General features: G+C 66.4%; 18 protein-coding genes and 1 riboswitch. Of the genes, 8 read left to right on the forward strand and 10 right to left on the reverse strand.

Annotated features, from left to right (window positions below; all coding sequences use genetic code 11):
• Positions 1-89 precede the first annotated feature (89 nt).
• Positions 90-320, reverse strand: a riboswitch (cobalamin riboswitch).
• Between the two features lie 35 nt (positions 321-355).
• Entirely contained in the window at positions 356-733 is a 378-nt protein-coding gene (locus tag ACXJJ8_RS13205; RefSeq protein ID WP_499030851.1) for a TfoX/Sxy family protein, read from the reverse strand.
• Positions 730-1,212, reverse strand: a complete 483-nt coding sequence (locus tag ACXJJ8_RS13210; RefSeq protein WP_499030853.1) for a GAF domain-containing protein — start codon at positions 1,210-1,212, stop codon at positions 730-732. The genes ACXJJ8_RS13205 and ACXJJ8_RS13210 overlap by 4 nt, the downstream gene beginning before the upstream one ends.
• Before the next feature lie 114 nt (positions 1,213-1,326).
• Here ACXJJ8_RS13210 and bioD point away from each other — a divergent pair, with 114 nt between their 5' ends.
• The 3 genes from bioD (at position 1,327) to ACXJJ8_RS13225 (ending at position 6,499) form a co-directional block, all read left to right on the forward strand.
• Positions 1,327-2,034: a dethiobiotin synthase gene (bioD, locus tag ACXJJ8_RS13215; protein ID WP_499031109.1), complete on the forward strand. Its 708-nt coding sequence runs from the start codon at positions 1,327-1,329 to the stop codon at positions 2,032-2,034.
• A gap of 133 nt (positions 2,035-2,167) precedes the next feature.
• Complete coding sequence (locus ACXJJ8_RS13220; protein ID WP_499030855.1) at positions 2,168-3,349, forward strand: efflux RND transporter periplasmic adaptor subunit; 1,182 nt, start codon at positions 2,168-2,170, stop codon at positions 3,347-3,349.
• A 6-nt stretch (positions 3,350-3,355) separates the two neighbouring features.
• On the forward strand, positions 3,356-6,499 hold the full coding sequence (locus tag ACXJJ8_RS13225; RefSeq protein ID WP_499030858.1) for a multidrug efflux RND transporter permease subunit: 3,144 nt from the start codon (positions 3,356-3,358) through the stop codon (positions 6,497-6,499).
• 39 nt (positions 6,500-6,538) lie between these two features.
• Here ACXJJ8_RS13225 and ACXJJ8_RS13230 read toward each other — a convergent pair whose 3' ends face one another.
• The 3 genes from ACXJJ8_RS13230 to ACXJJ8_RS13240 all read right to left on the reverse strand — a co-directional run bounded on the left by ACXJJ8_RS13230 (position 6,539) and on the right by ACXJJ8_RS13240 (position 8,325).
• On the reverse strand, positions 6,539-7,453 hold the full coding sequence (locus tag ACXJJ8_RS13230) for a hypothetical protein (RefSeq protein ID WP_499030860.1): 915 nt from the start codon (positions 7,451-7,453) through the stop codon (positions 6,539-6,541).
• A complete protein-coding gene (locus tag ACXJJ8_RS13235; protein WP_499030863.1) occupies positions 7,450-7,800 on the reverse strand; it encodes a PadR family transcriptional regulator in 351 nt (116 codons plus the stop codon). The genes ACXJJ8_RS13230 and ACXJJ8_RS13235 overlap by 4 nt, the downstream gene beginning before the upstream one ends.
• Before the next feature lie 132 nt (positions 7,801-7,932).
• On the reverse strand, positions 7,933-8,325 hold the full coding sequence (locus ACXJJ8_RS13240) for a phasin family protein (RefSeq protein WP_499030866.1): 393 nt from the start codon (positions 8,323-8,325) through the stop codon (positions 7,933-7,935).
• 214 nt (positions 8,326-8,539) lie between these two features.
• Between ACXJJ8_RS13240 and ku the strand changes: the two genes are divergently transcribed.
• Both ku and ligD read left to right on the forward strand, forming a co-directional pair.
• Complete coding sequence (ku, locus tag ACXJJ8_RS13245) at positions 8,540-9,436, forward strand: non-homologous end joining protein Ku (RefSeq protein WP_499030869.1); 897 nt, start codon at positions 8,540-8,542, stop codon at positions 9,434-9,436.
• A gap of 3 nt (positions 9,437-9,439) precedes the next feature.
• The gene (gene ligD, locus ACXJJ8_RS13250) at positions 9,440-10,309 is read left to right on the forward strand and encodes a non-homologous end-joining DNA ligase (protein WP_499030871.1); all 870 of its coding nucleotides are present in this window, start codon (positions 9,440-9,442) and stop codon (positions 10,307-10,309) included.
• A gap of 6 nt (positions 10,310-10,315) precedes the next feature.
• Here ligD and ACXJJ8_RS13255 read toward each other — a convergent pair whose 3' ends face one another.
• The 4 genes from ACXJJ8_RS13255 to ACXJJ8_RS13270 all read right to left on the reverse strand — a co-directional run bounded on the left by ACXJJ8_RS13255 (position 10,316) and on the right by ACXJJ8_RS13270 (position 18,806).
• Positions 10,316-10,981, reverse strand: a complete 666-nt coding sequence (locus tag ACXJJ8_RS13255) for a sensor histidine kinase (protein WP_499030874.1) — start codon at positions 10,979-10,981, stop codon at positions 10,316-10,318.
• A complete protein-coding gene (locus tag ACXJJ8_RS13260; RefSeq protein WP_499030876.1) occupies positions 10,981-12,705 on the reverse strand; it encodes a response regulator in 1,725 nt (574 codons plus the stop codon). The genes ACXJJ8_RS13255 and ACXJJ8_RS13260 overlap by 1 nt, the downstream gene beginning before the upstream one ends.
• On the reverse strand, positions 12,690-18,044 hold the full coding sequence (locus ACXJJ8_RS13265) for a HAMP domain-containing protein (protein WP_499030879.1): 5,355 nt from the start codon (positions 18,042-18,044) through the stop codon (positions 12,690-12,692). The genes ACXJJ8_RS13260 and ACXJJ8_RS13265 overlap by 16 nt, the downstream gene beginning before the upstream one ends.
• 216 nt (positions 18,045-18,260) lie before the next feature.
• Positions 18,261-18,806 (reverse strand): hypothetical protein, encoded by a 546-nt coding sequence (locus tag ACXJJ8_RS13270; protein ID WP_499030881.1) that lies wholly within the window; start codon positions 18,804-18,806, stop codon positions 18,261-18,263.
• A 198-nt stretch (positions 18,807-19,004) separates the two neighbouring features.
• On the opposite strand from ACXJJ8_RS13270, the gene ACXJJ8_RS13275 reads away from it, so the two are divergent.
• Positions 19,005-20,045 (forward strand): BON domain-containing protein, encoded by a 1,041-nt coding sequence (locus ACXJJ8_RS13275; RefSeq protein ID WP_499030884.1) that lies wholly within the window; start codon positions 19,005-19,007, stop codon positions 20,043-20,045.
• Positions 20,046-20,066: 21 nt separating this feature from the next.
• Here the strand turns inward: ACXJJ8_RS13275 and ACXJJ8_RS13280 are convergent, their stop codons facing one another.
• Positions 20,067-21,452: a sigma-54-dependent transcriptional regulator gene (locus ACXJJ8_RS13280; protein WP_499030886.1), complete on the reverse strand. Its 1,386-nt coding sequence runs from the start codon at positions 21,450-21,452 to the stop codon at positions 20,067-20,069.
• Between the two features lie 168 nt (positions 21,453-21,620).
• Here ACXJJ8_RS13280 and ACXJJ8_RS13285 point away from each other — a divergent pair, with 168 nt between their 5' ends.
• Both ACXJJ8_RS13285 and ACXJJ8_RS13290 read left to right on the forward strand, forming a co-directional pair.
• Positions 21,621-22,268, forward strand: coding sequence for a DUF4142 domain-containing protein (locus ACXJJ8_RS13285; RefSeq protein ID WP_499030889.1), 648 nt, complete (start codon positions 21,621-21,623; stop codon positions 22,266-22,268).
• Between the two features lie 104 nt (positions 22,269-22,372).
• Positions 22,373-22,669, forward strand: a complete 297-nt coding sequence (locus ACXJJ8_RS13290; protein ID WP_499030892.1) for a KGG domain-containing protein — start codon at positions 22,373-22,375, stop codon at positions 22,667-22,669.
• The last annotated feature ends 39 nt before the right edge of the window (positions 22,670-22,708 follow it).

Consider the following 22,708-nt stretch of genomic DNA (forward strand, 5'->3'; position numbering starts at 1 on the left):
CTTGGGTTCACAAGGAGTCGCGTCGGGGAAGGAGAAACACAGCGGAGGCGCGTGCGACGGCGCTGCCGCCGCGATGCCCTCCGCATCGCAACCAGGACTGCATCGAGGCCGGTCTCCGGGCTGGCGCGCTGGTCGCCGATGAAAGGCGATCCGGGCCGCGGCGCCTTCCCGTGCGCGTGCACAGTGGCGGATGCGTTGGCCTTGCGTGCTTACCGTTGCGGGGGCAGCGCCGGAATGCGGTCGCGAATGCGATCGGTCACCGGCTTCCCGTTTCAACCCTTGGACGTACGTCCGCGGGTCACCTCAAGCGGCGGGGAGTGTAACTGGGGTGCTGCGAGCGCGGAAGGACCCCGCGTCAGTCCGCGTCGTGCCCGGCGGGCTCGTCGAGCAGATCGAACGCCGGCGCGGCGTCTTCGGTGTCGGCCATCTGCGTGGTCGTGACGGGCGCGGCGGCCGGGCGATTGCGGGGCGGCGGAAGCAGGGCCGTGGCGGCCTCGGCGGCGTTCACCAGTTCGCTGCGACGTGCTTCGGGGACTTCCTGCCAGTGGCAGTCGAGCAACGCACCTTCCAGCGCATACAGCAGGTTGAGACTGGGCCGGAAGCCTGCGCGCTTGACGCGCATGAAGGCATCCACCGCGCCCACCGCCTCGAGATCCTCGCGCGAACGCAGCCCCACCTGGCGCAGCCAGGCGGCGGATTTCGGACCGATGTTGCGCAGCTTGGCGGTGCTCAAATCAACGACTCCTCGAACAGGCGGGCGATTGCTTCGAGCCCCTGTTGATCTTCAACGTCGAAGCGCGCGGGAACCGGACTATCGAGGTCGAAAACGCCGACGAGCGTACCGTTGCGCACCAAAGGCACCACCAGTTCCGAACGCGAGGCCGCATCGCAGGCGATGTGGCCGGGGAAGGCGTGCACGTCTTCGATGCGCTGCGTCGTGCGCGTGCTGGCCGCCGCACCGCACACGCCCTTGTCCAGCGGGATGCGCACGCACGCGGGCAAGCCCTGGAAAGGACCGACCACCAGCTCGGTGCCGTCGAAGAAATAGAAACCGGCCCAGTTGAGTTGCGGCAGCCCGTGGTAGACCAGCGCCGAGAGGTTGGCCGCGTTCGCGATGCGGTCGGGCTCGCCGTGGAGCAGGGCGCGCGCCTGCGCCAGGAGCTGGGCGTATTGCTCGGGCTTGCTGCCGGACAGCGTGGAGGCGGTGAACATCCCCGGAGTCTAGCAGCGCGCCGGCGTTACCATGGCGCCGTGGCCGCGACGCTGCGTCGCGACGAGGGGCGCCTGATGCATCCGTCGCAATTGCCGGTCGATCAAGGCTTCCGCATGCGCGGCCAGGCCACGCGCGCGGAGGCGATCACCGGCCTCTTCGTCACCGGCACCGACACCGGCGTCGGCAAGACACTCGCGAGCACCGCGTTGCTGCACGCGATGCGCGATGCGGGCATTCGCGCCGTGGGCATGAAACCGCTGGCGAGCGGCTGCGAACGCATCGACGGCGCATGGCGCAACGAAGACGCACTCGCGCTGCAACATGCGGGCGCGTTCCCCGTGGCTTACGAAGACGTCAATCCCTTCGCGCTCGAACATCCACTCGCGCCCGAACTCGCCGCGCGCGATGCAGGCATCGCGGTGTCGCTCCAACCCATCCTCGATGCGCACGACCGCTTGCGCGCGCAGGCCGATTGCGTCGTCGTCGAGGGCGTCGGCGGTTGGATGGCACCGCTTGCGACCGACCTGATGCAGGCCGATCTCGTGCATGCGCTCGGGATTCCCGTCGTGCTCGTCGTCGGGTTGCGGCTGGGTTGCCTGAACCATGCGTATCTCACCGCGCGCGCGATCGCCGCCGATGGATGCCGCCTGGCGGGATGGATCGGAACCGCGATCGATCCGGACATGGCGCGCGCCGACGACAACCTCGCCCTGCTCGCAGCGCGCCTGCGTGCGCCGTGCTGGGGCGTGCTGCCGCATGTCACCGTGCCCGTGCCTTCGCGCATGTCGCGGCACCTGCACTGGCCACCGATGGGGCGCTGACGGGTTCGCCACGCGGTGCATTCGCAACCAATTCGATTGTTCCGCTGGGACGGGTGACGAACGACAGGGGTTCCGTGCCCCGGCGCGCAAGGTAAACTCTCGCGTACAGAAAACGGAATGAGAGGCACCGCGCATGGCCCGCAAGCTTGGAAGCAACGGCACGAACGCTCGCATCGCGGGTGTGCTCGCAGTCGCCATCGCGGTGGCGGCGTGCGGCAAGGACGACCCGAATGCAGCGGGCGGCGGCAACATACCCCCTCCCGAAGTCGGCGTCATCACCGTGCGCCCGGCCTCCGTGCCGCTGGTGAAAGATCTCGTCGGCCGCCTCGCCGCGTATCGCAGCGCCGACGTGCGTGCCCGCGTTCCCGGCGTGCTGCAGCGTCGCGTGTACGAGGAAGGCAGCGACGTGAAGGAAGGCCAGCTGCTGTTCGTCATCGATCCGGCGCCGCTGCAGGCCGCATTGGGCCAGGCCGTCGCATCGCAGGCGTCGGCGGAAGCCAATTACGCGAATGCGCGCGCCGCCGCGACGCGTGCGCGCAACCTCGCGCCGCAGAAGTTCATCTCGCAGTCCGATCTCGACAATGCGCTCGCGGCCGAACGTTCGGCCGCCGCCGCGCAGCAATCGGCGAAGGCATCGGTCGCCGCCGCGCGCATCAACCTGGGCTATGCCTCGGTGCGTTCGCCGATCAACGGCCGCGCCGGCAAGCAGCAGGTGACCGAAGGCGCGCTCGTCGGCCAGGCCGACGCGACGTTGCTCACCACCGTCGACCAGCTCGACCAGATGTACGTCGATTTTTCGATGAGCGTCGACGAGCTCACGCAGGTGCGCCAGGCCAACACGACCGGTACGCGCCGGGTGCAGGTGCTGTTGCCCGATGGTTCGACGTACAAGCACGACGGCGCACTGGACTTCAGCGCCGATACGGTCGATCCCTCGACCGGTGCGGTCGCATTGCGTGCGCGCGTCCCGAATCCGGAACACCTGCTGTTGCCGGGCACGTTCGTCACCGTGCGCGCCACGCTCGGCATGCAGAACAACGCGTATCGCGTGCCCGCGATCGCCGTGCAGCGCGACGTGCAGGGCTCCTACGTGATGGTGGTCGGCAAGGACGGCAAGGTCGCGCGCAAGAACGTCGCGACGCAACGCCAGGAAGGCGCGGATTGGGTCGTCGGTTCCGGCGTTGCGCCGGGGGATCAGGTGGTGGTTTCGGGCCTGCAACGCGTGCAGCCCGGCGCGCCCGCGAAGGCCGTGCCGTGGACGCCGGACAAGCAGGCCGCCGACACCGCCGCCCCCGCCGCGCAACCGCAGGGCTGACCGACCATGTCCCGTTATTTCATCAACCATCCGGTCTTCGCCTGGGTGATCGCGATCATGATCGTGATCTCCGGCGTGCTCGCCATCCGCGGGCTCGGCGTCGAGTCGTATCCGAACATCGCACCGCCGCAGGTGGGCGTGAACGCGTTCTATCCGGGCGCGAGCGCGGAAACCGTCGAACGCGCGGTGACGCAGATCATCGAGCAACAACTCACCGGCATCGACAACCTCGATTACTTCAGCGCCTCGTCCGGGTCCGACGGCAGCGCTTCGCTCAACCTGACCTTCAAGCCCGGCACCAACCCCGACACCGCGCAGATGCAGGTGCAGAACAAGGTGTCGCAGGCCACGCCGCGCTTGCCTGAAGACGTCGTGCAGCAGGGCGTCACCGTATCGAAGTCCAACAGCGGCTTCCTGCTCGTCGTCGCGCTGAAGTCCAACGATCCGGCGATCAACCGCGACGAGCTGTCCGATCTGATCGCCTCCAACGTGCTCGACCAGGTCGCGCGCGTGCCGGGCGTGGGCAGCACGCAGTTGTTCGGCGGCCAGTACGCGATGAACATCTGGCTCAACCCGGACAAGCTGCATGCCTATGGCCTGTCGGCGACCGACGTGCTCGCCGCGGTACGCGGGCAGAACGTGCAGTTCTCCGCCGGCCAGGTCGGCGGCGAGCCGTCGCCGGACACGCAGATGTTCACGGCGCCCGTCTCTGCCGAAGGGCGTTTCTCGCATCCTGAAGAGTTCGAACAGATCCTGCTGCGCACGACGCCCGATGGCGCGGCCGTTCGCCTGAAGGACGTTGCGCGCATCGAGATTTCCGGTGAAGCGCACGGCTTCGACCTGAAGTGGAACGACCAGCCGACGGCTGCGTTCGCGGTGTTGCTGGGCCCGGGCGAGAACGCGCTCGCGGTGGCCGCCGCCGTCAAGGCGCGCATGGCGCAGTTGCAGCCGAGCTTCCCGAAGGGCGTGGAGTGGTTCTCGCCCTACGACACGTCGGATTTCGTGCGCATCTCGGTCGACGAGGTGATCAAGACGCTCGCCGAAGCGATGGTGCTGGTGTTCCTGGTGATGCTGCTGTTCCTGCAGAACCTGCGCGCCACGCTCATCCCGACGCTGGTCATTCCCGTCGCGTTGCTCGGTACGTTCCTGGGCATGTACGTGCTGGGCTTCACGATCAACCAGCTGAGTCTGTTCGGCATGGTGCTGGCGATCGGCATCGTGGTCGACGATGCGATCGTGGTGATCGAGAACGTCGAACGCATCATGACCGAGGAAGGGCTGTCGCCGAAGGAAGCCACGCGCAAGGCGATGCACCAGATCACCGGCGCGGTCATCGCGATCACGATCGTGCTGGCGGCGGTGTTCATCCCGAGTGCGCTGCAGACCGGTTCGGCCGGCGCGGTGTACAAGCAGTTCGCGCTGACCATCGCGATGGCGATGTTGTTCTCCGCCTTCCTCGCGCTGGGCTTCACGCCCGCGCTGTGCGCCAGCCTGCTCAAGCCGAGCACGCACCACGAAAGCCGCAACCCGGTGTTCCGCATCTTCAACAAGTACTACGGGAAGATGAGCAACACCTACGTGCGCCACATCGGCGGCGCGGTGCGCCATGCGCCGCGATGGATGGTCGCCTTCCTGGGCCTGGCGATCGCGTGCGGCTTCCTGTTCTGGCGGATGCCGGGCAGCTTCCTGCCGGAAGAAGACCAGGGCTACGCGTTCGCGATCGTGCAGCTGCCGCCGGGCTCGACGCTGCGCCGCACGAACGAAGTGTTCGACCAGATGCGGCCGGCTGTCGCGAAGCTCGAAGGCTTCGACGGCATGATGCAGGTGTCGGGCTTCAGCTTCATCGGCCAGGGCGAAAACGTCGGCATGGCGTTCATCAAGCTCAAACCGTGGGACCAACGAAAGATCACCGCGACGGACTTCATCGCGCAGGCCAACGGCGCTTTGTACCCGATTCGCGACGCGCAGATCTTCGTGATGAACCTGCCGACGGTGAACGGCCTGGGCCAGTTCGGCGGCTTCGACATGTACCTGCAGGATCGCTCGGGCCAGGGGCGCGACGCGCTCAACGCGGCCATGGGCACCTTGCTGGGACAGGCCGCCCAAGACAAGGCGTTGGTCGGCGTGCGTCCGAATTCGCTGGCGCCTTCGCCGCAGCTCAAGCTCGACGTGGACCGCGTGCAGGCCGAAGCGATGGGCCTGTCCGTCGGCGACATCTACAGCGCGATCCAGTTGATGCTCGCGCCGGTGTACGTCAACGACTTCGTGCAGGGCGGGCGCGTCAAGCGCGTGCACATGCAGGCCGATGCGGCGTACCGCACGGGCGCCGAGTCGCTGTCGCACTTCTACACGCCATCGCCGGACAAACAGGCCAACGGCCTGCCGACGATGATCCCGCTCTCCAACGTGGTGAAGTCCAAGTGGGAAGTCGCCGAGCCGACGCTCACGCGCTACAACGGTTTCGCGGCGGTGGAGATCGTGGGTTCGCAGTCGCCGGGCCACAGCTCGGGCGAAGCGATGAGCTCGATGCAGAAGATCGTCGACACCAAGTTGCCGCCGGGGTTCGGCTACGACTGGGCCGGGCAATCGCACCAGGAAATCCTGTCCGGCAGCCAGACCACGATGCTGATGATCCTGTCGATCGTGGTGGTGTTCCTGTGCCTGGCCGCGTTGTACGAAAGCTGGTCGGTGCCGGTGGCGGTGCTGCTCGTCGTGCCCGTCGGCGTCCTCGGCGCGGTGGCCTTGTCGATGTTGCGCGGCCTGCCGAACGATATCTACTTCAAGATCGGCCTGATCACGGTCATCGGCCTGGCGGCGAAGAACGCGATCCTGATCGTCGAGTTCGCGATCCAGGAGCGCAAGGAAGGCAAGCCGCTCGCCCAAGGCGTCGTCGAGGCGGCGAAGCTGCGACTGCGCCCGATCCTGATGACCTCGCTGGCCTTCATCATGGGCGTGTTGCCGCTGGCGATCTCCACCGGTGCGGGTGCGAACGCGCGGCACGCGATCGGCACCGGCGTCATCGGCGGCATGCTCGCGGCCACCTTCCTCGGCTTGCTCTTCATCCCGGTGTTCTACGCGATCGTGCGCCGCGCACTCGGCGACAAATTGGACGAGCCGCCGAAGATCACGCAGCACGTCGACGACGTTTGACGCAACGAAAAACCCCGGCGAATGCCGGGGTTTTTTTCTTCAGTGCCGCGCGGCGATCTTCGGTACATGCAGGCGCGGCTGCATGCGGTACACCTTGACGCCGACGTCGACGAGCACGCAGAGGAACACGATGCACAGCCCGAATCGCGCGCCCTGCGTGGTCAGGTGCGCGCTGAAGATGGGCCCGGACACGATCAGCCAGCCGAGCATCGCGAGCCACGCGACACTGGAGAACAAGTCGATGCGCCGCGTCGCAGGCGACCAGCGCCCCTTCGCCAGGACGGACACCAACAGCGCGAAGTGACCCAGCCACAGCGCGAGGATCATCCACGCGCGCGTGCGCAGGAACGCCGGGTCGAACGCGAAGATCTTCGGGAAGGGTTCGGGCAACTGCGCGGCGATCCACGGCAGCCCGATCATCAGCGTCACGCCGATCGCGATCCATGTCAGCCCGAAGGCAAGCGCGCCGCGGTTCACGCGATCCGGATCGACGTCGCGCGGCGACCACGCCGGCGTCGTCGTGCGCCATTGGCGGATCCAGGCGCCGATCAACGCCATCATCGACATGAAGCCCGGCCACCAGAACGCGCCGAGGCCCCAGGTCAGCCACCACGTGCCGATGGATTCGCCTTCGGCGACGCGCGGAAGGGTGAGCGCCCATTGCAACGCGATGCCGCCGAGCGACAACCACGCGAATGCGCGCGTGCGTTCCGGCGGAAGCAACACGAAGCCAGGGGCGCGGTACCGCGCGGCGATGTCGGCTGGCAGGCCGAATTCGCGCAACATCGCCAGCACCATGGCATCGTCCGCGGGCTTGCCTGCGGTCTGCGCGCGGTCGTCGAGCATTTCGGTGAGCAGTGCACGCAGCTCGAAGCCGATGTCGTTGCGTTCCTTGATCGGCACGCGACGCATGACGTCTTCCACGTAGGATTCGATGACGGCGTTCGGGTTCATTTCCCGCTCCCAATCAGGCCGGCCATGGTGTGCACCAGGGCATTCCACGTACCGGTCAGTTCGGCGAGCAACGCCTCGCCTGCGTCGTTCAAGCGGTAGTAACGGCGGGGCGGGCCTTCTTCGATCCGCCATTCCGACGCGAGCACGCCCTGCGCCTCGAGCCTGCGCAGCAACGGGTAGAGCGTGCCTTCCTCGATCGGCATGCCGCGCTGGGCCAATGCCTGCCGCAGCGAATAGCCGTACTGCACCTCACGCAGTTGCGAGAGGACGGCGAGCACCAGTGCGCCGCGGCGGAGTTCGCCTTCCAGCTTCGGTCCCGCGCTCTCGACAGCAGTGGTCTCGCGCATGTCCACGGTGCTTCGCCTTGTGACTTGCGGCGCACGGTACATTGCGGCACACAGTACGTCAATACAAAAAGCCTCCCTCTTTCGGGGGAGGCTTTCGGGGTCGATCCCCACTTGCGCGGGAAGGACCGGGTCTTACTTGGCCTTGCCGGCCTGCGCCGCCTTCGCGACCTGGTCGGTCGCGTTCTTCGCCTGCGCTTCGAACTGCGCCTTGGCGACCTGGCCGATGGCTTCGTTCGTCTTCAGCGTGCGGCCGATGACGTCCTGGCCGGTGGCGATCGAACGCTCGGCGTTCTCACGGGCGACCTGCAGGCCCTTCGGCCAAACGGCCTTGAACTGGTCGGGGTTGCGGGCTTCGGCGACTTCGCCGAAGAACGCGAAGGTCGCGTTGGCGCCGGCTTCGAGCGCGGCCATCTGCAGGCCGAAGACCTGGGTGGCGTTGTCGAGGGCGAGCTTGTTGATCTGGGCCGCGGTGTCCGCGAACTGGCGCGAGGCGGCAGCCAACTGCTCGTTGATCTGCTGGTACATGGGGGGACTCCACGTGGGTCCACTCGGCGGATTACCGAATGGTGCGGCGCAGCATAGGCCGATCCATGGTGCAGTGCAACAACCGTTCGTCGCCTCGTTCCGGAATCCGTAACCTGCGTGAAATCAGCCTGTTACGTCAGGCAGAGCCATTCACGCCGCCCCCACCTGCACGGCGCGACGCTTCACAGCCCACCCGCCCCTGGAGTTCGCGGTCATGGCAGCCCGCCCGATCTGGAACGGCACCCTCTCGTTCGGCCTCCTCAACATCCCGATCCAGCTGATGACGGGCGAAAAACGCACCGAGCTGCATTTCCGGATGATGGATGCGCGCAACAAGGCGCCGGTGAAGTACGAGCGCGTGAATGCCGAGACGGGCGAGGAAGTGCCCTGGAAGGAAATCGTCAAGGCCTTCGAATACTCCAAGGGCAACTACGTGGTGCTCGAACCCGAGGACCTGGCCAACGCGGCGAGCGAAAACCGCGAGGTGATCGACATCGAGGCCTTCGTCGACCGCGAACAGATCAGCCCGGCGTACATCGAGAAACCCTACGTGCTGGTGCCCGGCAAGAAAGCCGAGAAGGGCTACGTGCTGCTGCGCGAAGTGCTGAAGAAGACCGGGAAGGTCGGCATCGGCCGCGTGGTGATCCGCACGAAGGAATACCTCTCGATGGTACTTCCCCAGGACGACGCGCTGATGCTGATGCTGCTGCGCTTCCCGGAAGAGGTCGTCCCGCTCGAGGAGTACAACATTCCCGAAGGCAACGCGACCAAGTGGCATGTCACGCCGAAGGAAATGGAGATGGCGACGACGCTGCTCGAATCGATGGCCAGCGACTTCAATCCCGAAGACTACAAGAACGAATTCAAGGAACGCCTGTCGGCCGCGATCAAGAAGCGCCTGAAGCAGAAGGGCGCCACGACGACGGTCGAAGAAGAGGCGGCGGCCCCGGAAGCGACGACCAACGTGGTCGACTTCATGTCCCTGCTCAAGAAGAGCCTGGAGAAGAAGGGCGAGGCGCCGGCCAAGGCGACCGCGCGCAAGGCCTCGAAGAAGCCCGCGACGAAGAAGGCGCCTGCGAAGTCCACGAGCAAGAGCAAGAAGAGCGCCTGACGCGTGGCCGCACGCAAGCCGGCGCTGCCGACGCTGTCTTCGCCCGACCGCGTGGTGTATCCGGATGTCGGCATCACCAAGCGGCAGGTCTTCAACTATTACGAAACCGTCGCGCAGCGCTTGCTGGAAGATTCGGGCGAGCGCCTGATGTCGGTCGTGCGTTGTCCTGACGGCATCCAGGGCGAGCGGTTCTTCCAGAAACACTTGGGGCCCGCGTTCGGCAAGGCCCTGCATCGCATCGAAATCGCCGAGAACGACGGCAAGCGCGCCGAATACGCATGGCTCGACGACCTGCCCGGCGTGTTGTCGCTCGCGCAGATGAACGTCATCGAATTCCATCCGTGGGGTTCGAAGGTGAAGACCCTCGAAAAGCCCGATCGCCTGATTTTCGATCTCGACCCGGATCCGGGCATCGGCTGGCCGAAGATCAAGGCGGCGGCGCGCGAGCTGCGCGATGCACTGCAAGATCTCGGGCTGACATCCTTCCCGCGCCTGAGCGGCGGCAAGGGCGTGCATCTGGTCGTGCCGATCGCGAAGCGGTACACATGGGACCAGTCCCGAGATTTCTGCGACCGCTTCGCGCATGCGATGGAAGAACGCGCGCCGCAGCGCTACGTCGCGACGATGAGCAAGGCCAAGCGCGAAGGACGGGTCTTCATCGATTGGTTGCGCAACGGGCGCGGCGCCACCGCCGTGTCGAGCTTCTCGCTGCGCGCGCGGCCCGGCGCACCGGTGGCGATGCCGGTGACGTGGGATGAGTTCGCCAAGGTGCGGGCGCCGGATCGCTTCAAGTTGAAGGATGCGATGCAGCGCGTCGACGCGCCGATCTGGGATCTGGCCGGCGCGAAGGACCAGAAGCTGCCGAAGCTTTGAAGCGCGTTACGACGCGACCGGCAGCACGCAACGCAAGCGCTGCATTGCGCCCTCGCCGGGCCCTTCGATCATGAACGTGCCCGCATGCGCTTCGATGATCGCCTTGGCGATCAGCAGCCGCAGGCCGAGTCCTTCGTCGGGCGGCGGAATCTGTGGGGCTTCCAGCAATTGCGCACGCACGGCCTCGTCCACGGCAGGCCCGTTGTCGGCGAACACGACTTCGACGGTGGTGCCATTCGACGACACGTCGACACGCGCGCCCTGCGCATCGCGCGCCAGGGACTGTTCGAGCAACGTGCGGAACATCTGGGCCAGGCGAGACGAATCGGCAAGGATCATCGCGTCCGCCGATCCGTCGGCATAGCAAGGATCGACGTTGCTGCCGTGCACCGAACCGGCCGCCATGTCGAGGATGCCGCCCAGTTCGACGCGTTCGCGTCGATCCACCAGCCGTTGTTGTTGCGCGCGCGACCAATCGTCGAGCTCGTCGATCATGCGCGCCATGCGCTGCGACTGCCGCACGACGATGTCCGACAACTCCTTCGCCGTCGCGCCGCCGGGGTCGGTGCGCAACAGGTAGGCCGCGGTCTGCAGCGACGAAAGCGGGCTGCGCAGATCGTGTGCGAGCCGATTGAACCACGGACTGCCGCTGCGAGGCTCTTCGTGCGCCATCACGCGGTCCGTGTTTCGGTTTCGTCGCAGATGCTGCGCACGATATCCAGGTCCGGCGGCTTGACCAGGTGATGGTCGAAGCCGGCTTCGGCCGTTCGCCGGCGATCATCGGGCTGGCCCCAACCGGTGACGGCCACGAGCACGCGGCGCGCGCCGCCCGGCAGCGCCCGCAACTGGCGCGCAAGCTCATAGCCACTCAGGCTCGGCATGCCGATGTCGAGGAACACCAGGTCGGGATCGAAGCGCTCGACTTCCGCGACCGCCTGGTGCGGATCGTAGAGCCGCGTCACTTCGTGCCCGAGGATCTCCAGCATCATCGCCAGCGTGTCGGCCGCGTCGCGATTGTCGTCGAGCACCAGGATGCGGCGCGAACGCGCGCGCACCGTACGCGCGGGTGCCGCAATCGCGGGTGCGGGTGCATGCGCCGTCTCGATGGCGACGTCGCGCAAGGGCAGGGTCACGGTGAACACGCTGCCGTGGCCGAGGCCCGGGCTTTCGCAGCGGATCGCGCCGCCGTGCATCTCGACCAGTTGCTTGACCAGCGTCAGGCCGATGCCCAGGCCGCCGCGCGCACGTTCGACCGACGTGTCGACCTGGGCGAACAGTTCGAAGACTTCGTCGATCTGTTGTCGCGTCAGGCCGATGCCGCGGTCGTGCACGCTGACGGTGACGAATTGGCCATCGCGCTGCGCGACGACTTCGATCGTCCGCCCGGCGTCGGAATATTTCGCCGCGTTGCTGAGCAGGTTCGAAAACACCTGCGACAGGCGCTCGCCGTCGGCGAGCATCGGCAACGCCATTTCCGGCAACGCCAGTTGCAAGGGATGCGCGCCGGCTTCGAGGACGGGCGATGCCGTTTCGATCGCCGCGTGCAGGATCTGCTGCAGCGTCGTCGGCTCGGGTTTCAGCACCAGCTTGCCGCGGCTGATGCGCGCGACGTCCAGCAGGTCGTCGATCAGGCGCACCAGCAAACCGAGCTGGCGTTCCATCATGGCCTGGAAGGGATCGTCGCTGCCGGTGAGCTTGCGGATGCTGACCGCGTTGCGCAGCGGCGCGATCGGATTACGCAATTCGTGCGCGAGCGTGGCGAGGAACTCGTCCTTGCGACGATCGAGTTCGCGCAACTGTGCTTCGGCGCGCGCGCGTTCGCCGATCTCCGATTGCAGATCCACGTTGCGCTGCGCGAGTTCCACGTTCGCCAGGCGCAGCGATTCGTTGAGCAACTCCAGCTCTCGCGCCTTTTCGGTGCGCAGCGCTTCGTTCGCGGCGGCGAGGCGCTCATTGGCCAGCTGCAGTTCGCGGCGCTTGCGGAACAGCTCGGCAAGCACGACCACCTTCGAACGCAGGATCTCCGGGATCACCGGCACCATCACGTAGTCCACGGCGCCGAGCTTGTAACCGCGCATGCGGTCCAGGTCGGAGACGTTGACGGCCGTGACGAAGATGATCGGCGTGCGTTCGAAACGCGGATGCTGGTGGATCAGGCTCGCCGTCTCGAAGCCATCCATGCCGGGCATGTTGACGTCGAGCAGGATCACCGCGAACTCGTCCTGCATCAGTTTCTGCAGCGCCTCCGGGCCGCTGCTCGCATCGACCAGCCGCTCGCCGAGCGGCTCGAGGATCGCCCGATACGTCAGCAAGCGCCCCGGCTGGTCGTCGACCAGCAGGATGTTGACCGGCGTATGGCCCGGCCCGAGGGGCAGGGGTGTCAGCGATGCAGCCATTGGCGCAACACTCCGAGCAGCTGGTCGGTCACGACGGGTTTGGCGAGGTAATCGGACGCGCCGGCTTCCAGGCACTTTTCACGGTCGCCCTTCATCGCCTTCGCGGTGAGCGCGACGATCGGCAAGGCGCGCGCGTCGGGCATGCCGCGGATCGCGCGCATCGTGTCGTAGCCGTCCATGCCGGGCATCATGATGTCCATCAGCACCAGGTCGATGTCGGGGTCTTCGGCGACCTTTTCGATCGCTTCGTGCCCCGTGCCGGCGGTGATGACGCTCATGCCGTGGCGTTCGAGCACGCTGGACAGCGCGAAGATGTTGCGCACGTCGTCGTCGACCACGAGCACGCGCTTGGACTTCAGCGCGTCGTCGGTTTCGTGCAGGCGCTGCACCATGCGTTGCTTCTGCGGTGGCAGGTCGGCGATCACGCGGTGCAGGAACAGGGCGGTTTCATCCAGCAGCCGCTCGGGCGATTCCACGCCCTTGATGACCACGCTGCGCGCAGCCTTGCGCAGGTACGCGTCTTCGGCAGCGGTGAGTTCCTTGCCGGTGAACACGACGATCGGCAGCTCGTGCAGCTTCGGCTGTTCCTGCACGCGGTCCAGCAGGTCCAGGCCGGTCATGTCGGGCAGGCGCAGGTCGAGCACCACGCAATCGTAGTCGTTGTCGGCGAGCGACTGGAGCGCCTGTTCGCCGGTCTGTGCGGTGTCGATGGAGATGTCGTCGTGGCGCAAGAGTTCTTCGATGCTCATCCGTTCGCGATCATCGTCCTCCACGATGAGCAGCCGTTTTGTGCGCGGCAGCGTGTATTCGCGAATGCGTTCCAGCGCCTGTTCGATCGACTCGGGGTTCGAGGGCTTGGCGAGGTAGGAGAATGCACCGCGCTCGATCGAGTGGTGCCGCTCTTCTTCGATGGTGACGATCTGCACGGGGATGTGGCGGGTCGTGGAGTCCTGCTTCAGGCGCGCCAGCACCGTCCAGCCGAGCATGTCGGGCAGGAAGATGTCGAGCGTGATCGCATTGACCGCGAAATCGCGCACCAGTCGCAACGCTTCGGCGCCGCGGTTGGCGGTGAGGACCTGGAAGCCGCGCGAACGTGCGAGGTCGCGCAGGATCGCCGCGTAAGTCGGATCATCCTCGATCACCAGCAGGATGGGCTTGTCCGGATGCAGTTGATCGCGGTCGTCCGCCACTTCGATCAGTTCGGGGAAACTCTGGTCGGCGGTGACCGCCTGCGTCTGTTGGCCGAGCACGTTGCGGACCGGTTCGCCCGAACCCACGTAATCCAGCGGCAGGTACAGCGTGAACGTCGAGCCCTTGCCCGGCGCTGATTGCAATCGCAATTCGCCGCCCAGCAGGCCCGCGATTTCGCGGGAGATGGCAAGGCCGAGGCCCGTGCCGCCGTATTTGCGCGAGGTGCCCGCATCGGCCTGCTGGAACGCTTCGAACACGATGCGCTGCTTCTCCGAGGAGATGCCGATGCCCGTGTCGGTCACGTCGAAGGCGATGACCGTCGGCGCGCTGTCGAGCACCGGGTGACCTTCGGTCCAGCCGTGCGTGGCCACGCGCGCGGCGAGGCGCACGCTGCCGCGCTCGGTGAACTTCAGCGCGTTGGACAACAGGTTCTTGAGGATCTGTTGCAGGCGCTTGGGGTCGGAATGGAAGACGCGGCCGACATCGGTCGGGAAGTCGACCGAGAAATCCAGGCGGCGGCGTTCGGCTTCGTGGCGGAAACCGCGCTCCAGGTTTTCGCGCAGGTGCGAGAAGGCGATCTCTTCGCTGTCGACGGTGACCGTGCCCGATTCGATCTTCGACAGATCCAGGATGTCGGAGATCAGGTGCAGCAGGTCGGAACCGGCGGCATGGATCGTCTTGGCGAATTCGACCTGGCGGTCGCTGAGGTTTTCGTCCGGGTTCTCGGCCAACTGCTGGCCGAGGATGAGGATCGAATTGAGCGGCGTGCGCAGTTCGTGCGACATGTTCGCCAGGAACTCGGACTTGTAGCGCGACGTGAGCGCCAGTTCGGCCGCCTTTTCCTCCAGCGCGCGACGGGCCTGTTCGATTTCCTGGTTCTTGCGCTCCACCTCGGTCTTCTGCTCGGCCAGCAACGTGGCCTTGAGCGCGATGTCCTCGTTGGTCTGCTGCAATTCCTTCTGCTGCGACTGCAGTTCGCCGGCGAGCTGCTGCGACTGCGAGAGCAGGCGCTCGGTGCGCATCGTCGCTTCGATGGTGTTGAGCACGATGCCGATGGAGCCGGACAGTTGTTCGAGGAACGCACGCTGCGAAGGCGTGAACTCCGTCAGCGAGGCCAGTTCGATCACTGCCTTGACCTGGTCTTCGAACAGCACCGGCAGCACGACGACGCTCCGTGGTACCGCGCTGATCAGGCCCGATTCGATCTGCACCGTCCCGGCCGGCACGTCGTTGATCACGATCATCTCGGCCTGCGCGGCGCATTGCCCGATCAGGCCGCGGCCGAACTCGACGTAACGCGGTTCGTCGTCGTTGGCGCTCGCGTCGGCATAACCGGCCAGCTGGCGCAGGCGATTGCGGCCGCGGCGTTCGTCGATTTCGACGATGTAGAGCACGCCTTGCTGCGCGTAGACCAGCGGCGCGAGTTCCGACAACAGCATGTGGCCCAGCGTGATCATGTCGCGCTGGCCCTGCATCATTCCCGAGAACTTCGCCAGGTTGGTCTTCAGCCAGTCCTGCTCGCGGTTGGATTCGGTCGTTGCGCGCAACGTGCCGATCATCGCGTTGATGTTGTCCTTCAGGTCGGCGAGTTCGCCGCGCACGTCCACCTGGATCGAACGGGTGAGATCGCCCTGCGTCACGGAGGTCGCGACCTCCGCGATCGCGCGGACCTGCGTGGTGAGGTTGGCCGCGAGCTGGTTCACGTTCGCGGTGAGGTCCTTCCAGATGCCCGCGGTACCCGGCACGTTCGCCTGGCCGCCCAGGCGCCCTTCGACGCCGACTTCGCGCGCCACCGTCGTCACCTGGTCGGCGAAGATTTCCAGCGTCTCGGTCATCGAGTTGATGGTGTCGGCGAGTTCGGCGATTTCGCCCTTCGCTTCCACCGTCAGTTTCTGGTGCAGGTCGCCGTTGGCCACCGCCGTCACGACCTTCGCGATGCCGCGCACCTGCGTGGTGAGGTTGGCGCCCATCGAGTTGACGTTGTCGGTGAGGTCCTTCCACGTGCCGGCGACGCCGGGCACCTGCGCCTGGCCGCCCAGCTTGCCTTCGGTACCCACTTCACGCGCAACGCGCGTCACTTCCGCCGCGAAGCCGTTGAGCTGGTCCACCATCACGTTGATCGTCGATTTCAGCTGCAGGATTTCGCCCTGCGCATCGACCGCGATCTTGCGCGAAAGGTCGCCCTTCGCCACCGCGGTCGCGACTTCGGCGATGTTGCGCACCTGCGTGGTGAGGTTGGACGCCATCGAGTTCACGTTGTCGGTCAAATCCTTCCACGTGCCCGCGACGCCGGGCACCTGCGCCTGGCCACCGAGTTTGCCCTCGGTACCGACTTCGCGCGCCACGCGCGTCACTTCTGCCGCGAAACCGTTGAGCTGGTCGACCATCGTGTTGATGGTTTCCTTCAACTGCAGGATCTCGCCGCGCACGTCCACCGCGATCTTGCGCGAGAGGTCGCCCTTCGCCACGGCGGTCGTCACTTCGGCGATGTTGCGCACCTGCGCCGTGAGGTTGGACGCCATCGAGTTGACGTTGTCGGTGAGATCCTTCCACGTGCCGGCGACGCCGGGCACCTGCGCCTGGCCGCCGAGCTTGCCTTCGGTGCCCACTTCACGTGCAACGCGCGTCACTTCCGCCGCGAAGCCGTTGAGCTGGTCCACCATGACGTTGATGGTGTTCTTCAGTTCCAGGATTTCGCCGCGCACGTCCACCGTGATCTTGCGCGAGAGGTCGCCCTTCGCCACCGCGGTCGTCACCTCGGCGATGTTTCGAACCTGCGAGGTGAGGTTGGAGGCCATTGCGTTGACCGAGTCGGTCAAGTCCGCCCACGTGCCCGCGACACCGGGCACCTGCGCCTGGCCACCGAGCTTGCCTTCGGTACCCACTTCGCGCGCAACGCGCGTCACTTCCGCCGCGAAGCCGTTGAGCTGATCGACCATCGTGTTGATGGTGTCCTTGAGCTCGAGGATTTCGCCGCGCACGTCCACGGTGATCTTGCGCGAAAGGTCGCCCTTCGCCACCGCGGTGGTCACTTCTGCAATGTTTCGCACCTGCGAGGTCAGGTTGGAGGCCATGGAGTTCACCGAGTCGGTGAGGTCCTTCCATGTGCCGGCGACGTCGGGCACCTGCGCCTGGCCGCCGAGGCGGCCTTCGGAACCCACTTCGCGCGCAACGCGCGTCACTTCCGCCGCGAAGCCGTTGAGCTGGTCGACCATCGTGTTGATGGTGTTCTTCAGTTCCAGGATTTCGCCGCGCACGTCCACCGTGATCTTGCGCGAGAGGTCGCCCTTCGCAACGGCGGTCGTCACTTCGGCGATGTTGCGGACCTGCGAGGTCAGGTTGGAGGCCATCGCGTTGACCGAGTCGGTCAAGTCCTTCCACGTGCCCGCGACACCCGGCACGATCGCCTGGCCGCCGAGCTTGCCTTCGGTACCCACTTCGCGCGCCACGCGCGTCACTTCCGAGGCGAAGCCGCGCAACTGGTCCACCATCGTGTTGATGGCTTCCTTCAGCTGCAGGATCTCGCCGCGCACGTCCACGGTGATCTTGCGCGACAAGTCGCCGTTCGCCACGGCGATCGTCACTTCGGAAATGTTGCGCACCTGCGCGGTGAGGTTGGAGGCCATCTGGTTCACCGAGTCGGTGAGGTCCTTCCACACGCCCGACACGCCTTTCACCTTCGCCTGGCCGCCGAGGCGGCCGGCGGTACCCACTTCGAGCGCCACGCGCGTCACTTCCGAGGAGAACTCGGACATCTGTTCGAGCATCCGGTTCACGATGCCGGCCGCGCGCAGGAATTCGCCCTGCAGCGGGCGGCCGTCGGAATCCAGCGGCACGGTGCGCGACAGATCGCCCTTGGCGACCGCGGCCATCGCCTCGGTCATCGTTTCGATCGGGCGCGCCATGTCGCGGATGAGCCCGTTGACCGACGACTCCATGTCCGACCACGCACCCTGGCGATTCGCCGCGGGCATGCGCTGGCGCGTACGGCCTTCGCCGCCGACGCGTTGCGCAACGCGCGCAAGGTCGTTCGCCAGGCGCTTGTTCTGGGTGACGATGTCGTTGAAGGCATCGGCGAGCTTGCCCGACAACCCTTCCCAATGCGGCGGCAACTGGACCGAGAAGTCGCCTTCGCGGACCGAGTTCATGGCCCTCAGGAGTTGTTGCAGTTGTTCGGCGACGTTGGCGTCGACGGCAGGCGATGGTGCAACGACGGTTTCTGCCGGCGTTGCTGTGGCTGCGCCGCGACGTGGACGCCGGGCGGGCTGGCTTTCGTTGTTCACTGAACCTCCGGTGCCCGTCCCCACGGGCAAACAGATGCGCACGCTATCGTCACGCGGGTAGGGGCGGTGTGAAGGCGCTCTTCACTGTAGGGGCGGCAGGGCCCAACGGAATGTCCATCCGCCCTCTGCGCGCTCGGCGCTGACGCGCAATTCCGTCACTTTCGATCCGGCCAATGCCGTTGCGATCGGGCCGGGCGCGGCCAGGCCGTGCGCATCGCAGGTGAGTTCGCCGTTCGCGCCGCCGCGCGCGCGCAGGCGGAATGCATTGGCGCCCAGGGCCTGGCTTTCGACGGCAACCACGCACAGGGCCTGGCGAAGCAAGCCGGGGACGGTCGCCGATTCGTCGCCATCGCAGGCGACATCGATGTCGCCGTGCAGGCGCTCGCGCAGGATCAGCGCGGCCGTCGACAGGGTTTCGTCCGCGGGCAGGTGCGCAAGCACGCCATTGCCGCGCTCGACCGCCGCTTCGATGCGTGTCAGGCAGGCGAGGGTGCGTGCAGGCTCGTCGACGAGTTGGCGCGCGGCGTAGGCGTTCATCTGGACGGCATTCAGGACGTTGCGCAAGTCGTGAACGCCATCGCGCAAGGAGTGCGGGGTGGCGTCGTGGTCATCGTCGGGTTGCGTCACGGCGTTCCCTCGGTGGAGAGCTCGTCTCGCGAAGCTGTGCACTTTCGCCAACCCCATGTGGAACCGGCGTGAGGCGGAAGCGCTTTCCGGCGCCCTGCATTCAGTTGCGACGGCACCCGGATGACCTCATCGGCGCGTAACCGCGCCGCTCGTATTTTCGGCCCGCGGAGTCCACGACAACGCCAGCAGGAGATTTGCATGAACCATCGAGATCGAGATCATCAGCAGGGCCGTCACGGCGGCCGCGACACGGAGCGCCAGCGCAACGAAGAAGCACGGTCGCAACAGGACGACCAGCGCTTCACGCGGGGCTTGCGCGACACTTACAACCCCGAGCCGCAGTGGTTGCGGCAGGATCGCGAACAACGCGACGACCAGCAGTTCGAATCCGGCATCGGCGGCAGCCAATACGGCGGCAACGAGTACGGGTACGGCGGCAGCGGTCGCGGCAGCTACGCCGGCAGCGGTCGCGAGTGGGGCGAGAACACGCAGGGTTACGGCCGCCAGGGCGCCGGCACCAACCGCGATTTCGGCGGGCGCGATTACGGCGAACGCGATCAGTCGCGCATGCGCGAAGAACGCGATTACCAGCAGCGCACCACTGGCGTCGGGCGACCCAACCCGTCCGGCTACGGCGCGCAGTCGCGCAACGAACCGCAGCGCAATGCACCGCAGGATTACAACACCGGTTACGAGACATCCGGTTGGGACGACGACTTCGACAGCGGGGCGCAGCGCTGGAACGACGACCAGTTCCGCGTCGGCACCGGCATGGGCCTGGGATCGGCCGGGAGTGGCCGGACCGGACGCGAACCCGAGTTCGGGCAGGGTTATGGATCGTCGTCGGGTTACGGCAGCCGCAGCGGCTGGGATCTCGGCACGCAACAGCGCGACACCGGCGGCGCGCCCTCGAAGCCCTCCTTCCGCGGCATGGGACCGGCGAATTACAAGCGCTCCGACGAACGCATCCGCGACGACATCTACGAACGCCTGACCGACAGCCACGTCATCGACGCGCGCTCGATCATGGTCGACGTCAACGAAGGCAACGTCACCCTGAGCGGCACCGTCAACGAACGTCGCATGCGCTATGCGGCGGAGGACCTCGTCGAGCGCATCGGCGGTGTGTCGAACATCAACAACCAGCTGCGCGTGCAATCGCAGGAACAGGCGCGTTCGCAGGCGCCGTCGGCGGCGCAATCAACCGACAAGACGAAGGAAGAGAACAAGCGCCACTGATCCGATCGATGGGGAGGGCGCCTAGCCCTCCTCATCCTCCGTCGCCACGCCTCCACGTTCCCGCGCCAGGCGATTGCGGATCGTCCGTGCCGTGATGCCCAACGCAGCCGCTGCGCGCCGGCGGTTGTTCCCGTAATGCTGCAAGGTCTTGCGCAGGATCCGTCGTTCCATTTCCTCGAACGACGTGCCGATCGTGAAGGTGATCGTGTGCGACGACTCCTCCGCCGGTTTCGGGAAAGACTGTGGGGCGAGCCGCACGATCCCGTCCTCGGCGAGGATGTAGCTGCGCTGCACCGCGTTGCGCAACTCGCGCACATTGCCTGGCCACGCCGCCCGGGCGATCGCATCGATGGTGTCGGGTGAAAACGCGTGGCGCGTGCCACCGCGTGCATTGAGTTCGGCGAGGAACGCATTCGCCAGTCGCACCGCATCGCCGTCGCGTTCGCGCAGCGGCGGAACCGCGATGTCGAAACCGCTGAGCCGGTAGTACAGGTCTTCGCGCAGACGGCCGCTCGCGACGGCATCGCGCGGGTCGCGGTTGGTCGCCGAGACGATGCGCACTTCCACCGGCAAGTCCGCGTGGCCGCCGACGCGGCGGTAGCAACCGAAGTCGAGGACGCGCAACAAATGCGTCTGCAGTACCGGCGCCATCTCGGTGATTTCGTCGAGGAACAGCGTGCCGTGCGCGGCTTGCTCCAGGAAGCCCAGGTGCCGCGAGAACGCACCGGTGAAGCTGCCTTTCTCGTGGCCGAACAGCTGGCTCGCGAGCAACTCGCCGGCGACCGCGCCACAATTCACCGCGACGAATGGCCCCGTGCAACCGCTTGCTTCATGGATCGCGCGCGCGACGAGTTCCTTGCCCACGCCGCTCTCGCCATGCACGAGCACGGCGGCGTCGGTCGGCGCGACTTTTTCGATCATGCGGCAGACCGACTGGAAGCCGCGGGAGGCGCCGACCATGCCGTGGTTCGGGGTGGCGGCGACCGGTGGCGCGATCCGGCGGCCGGTTGCGGCCGCCTGCAGCAGTTCGCGCAGTCGCTCGGGACAGATGGGCTTGACCAGATAGTCGACGACGGAACTGCGCAGCGAATGCAATGCCGACTCGACCGAAGGGCGGCCGGTGACGATCACCGCGCGCGTGCGTTGCGCGTCGATGTCGTCGAGCAATCGCAGTCCGTTGCCATCGGGCAGGTCGAGGTCGACGAGCGCAAGATCGTAGTCGCGCTGGCGCATGCGATGCAGCGCCTGGTTCAGTTCGCTCGCGATGGTGATTTCGAATCCTTCCAGCCGCGCGACCTCCGCCGTCGCGTGCACGAAGCCGACATCGTCGTCGACGATGAGCAGCGACGGCGCGCGGATCGCGTTGTTTTCGCTCGTCGTCCTGTCGGACGACTGGGAGGCTTCCATGTCTGGCTCGGGGGCGGGGGACGCGTTGCGGTTTACTCCGCAGTAAGCGATCCGGAGGTGAAGGCCGAGCTACTTTTTCCGCACCCGGAACTATTTTCCGGCGCATTCAGCCTGCAGGCATGGCGATTGCGTCGTGAAGGCATCCCCCGAAAAGCAGGAGTCCGCCCGATGCGTCTTCACATCCCTCACAAATACCTGTGGCTGTTGCTGGCGACGTGCGTTGCGACGAGCGGTTGCGATCGGCGCAAGCAGGGCGAGGACGGCGACCTTTCTCCCAGCACCGGCAACACCGCGCCGGACACCACCAGCGACGCGCGCAGCGGCACGGCGTCCTCGTCGACGATCGCGACAGCCTCGACGATTGCACCCGCGGCGCCGGGCGCCGCGACGCCAGGGACTGCGCAGCTCAATCCCGGAGACCTGTCCTTCCTGTCGGCGGCAGCGCGCGCGAACGAAGAAGAGATCGCCACCACCGAACTCGGCATGTCGCGCGGCAGCGCGAAAAACAAGGAGCTTTCGCGCATGTTGAACGGCGACCACGTCGCCTTGCGCGACGAGGTCACTGCAATCGCGCCGACGCTCGGCACGCCGCCCACCGTCGAGGCGCCGAAGGATCTTGGCGACCTGCAGGGCGAAGCCTTCGATGGACGCTTGATCGCAACGTTCCGCGACCAGCACCAAAAGGCGATCCAGATGTTCACGCAGGCAAGCACCGACCGGACGCTCAGCGAATCGGTCCGCCTGCTCGCGAGCGACACCCTGCCGAAGCTGAAGAGCCACCTGGCAGCCGTCCAGGCGGCGGAAGCGGCGGAATGAAATTCCCGCACGAGCCTCGCATTCCGCATCGCGTGGATGAATGGCCCGGTTCGTGCGTCACTGAAGAGCCGCTCCATCCCCCGGGCGCGTGAAGGAGAACGTCAATGGCAACACGAGGCACAGGAACCAGCAATCGCGGGTTCGCATCGATGGATCCCGAGAAGCAACGCACCATCGCCGCGCAAGGCGGGCGAGCCGCCCATGCGCAAGGCGTGGCCCACGAGTTCGATTCGGAAGAAGCACGCGCCGCCGGACGCAAGGGCGGGCAGGCGCGCAGCAGCAGGAGCGCCGCCTCGCGCGCCGCCAACCTCGCAAGCGCCGATCGCGACATCCAGGAACCGCCGGCGGCCAGCCCGATGCACACGTTGTCCGATGAACTGCCAAGGGGCGGTCATCTGTGATGGGGCGGGCGGCGACCGCGATGTCGCCGCCCCCATGTT

The sequence above is a fragment of the Lysobacter sp. P5_C4 genome, from assembly GCF_054049695.1.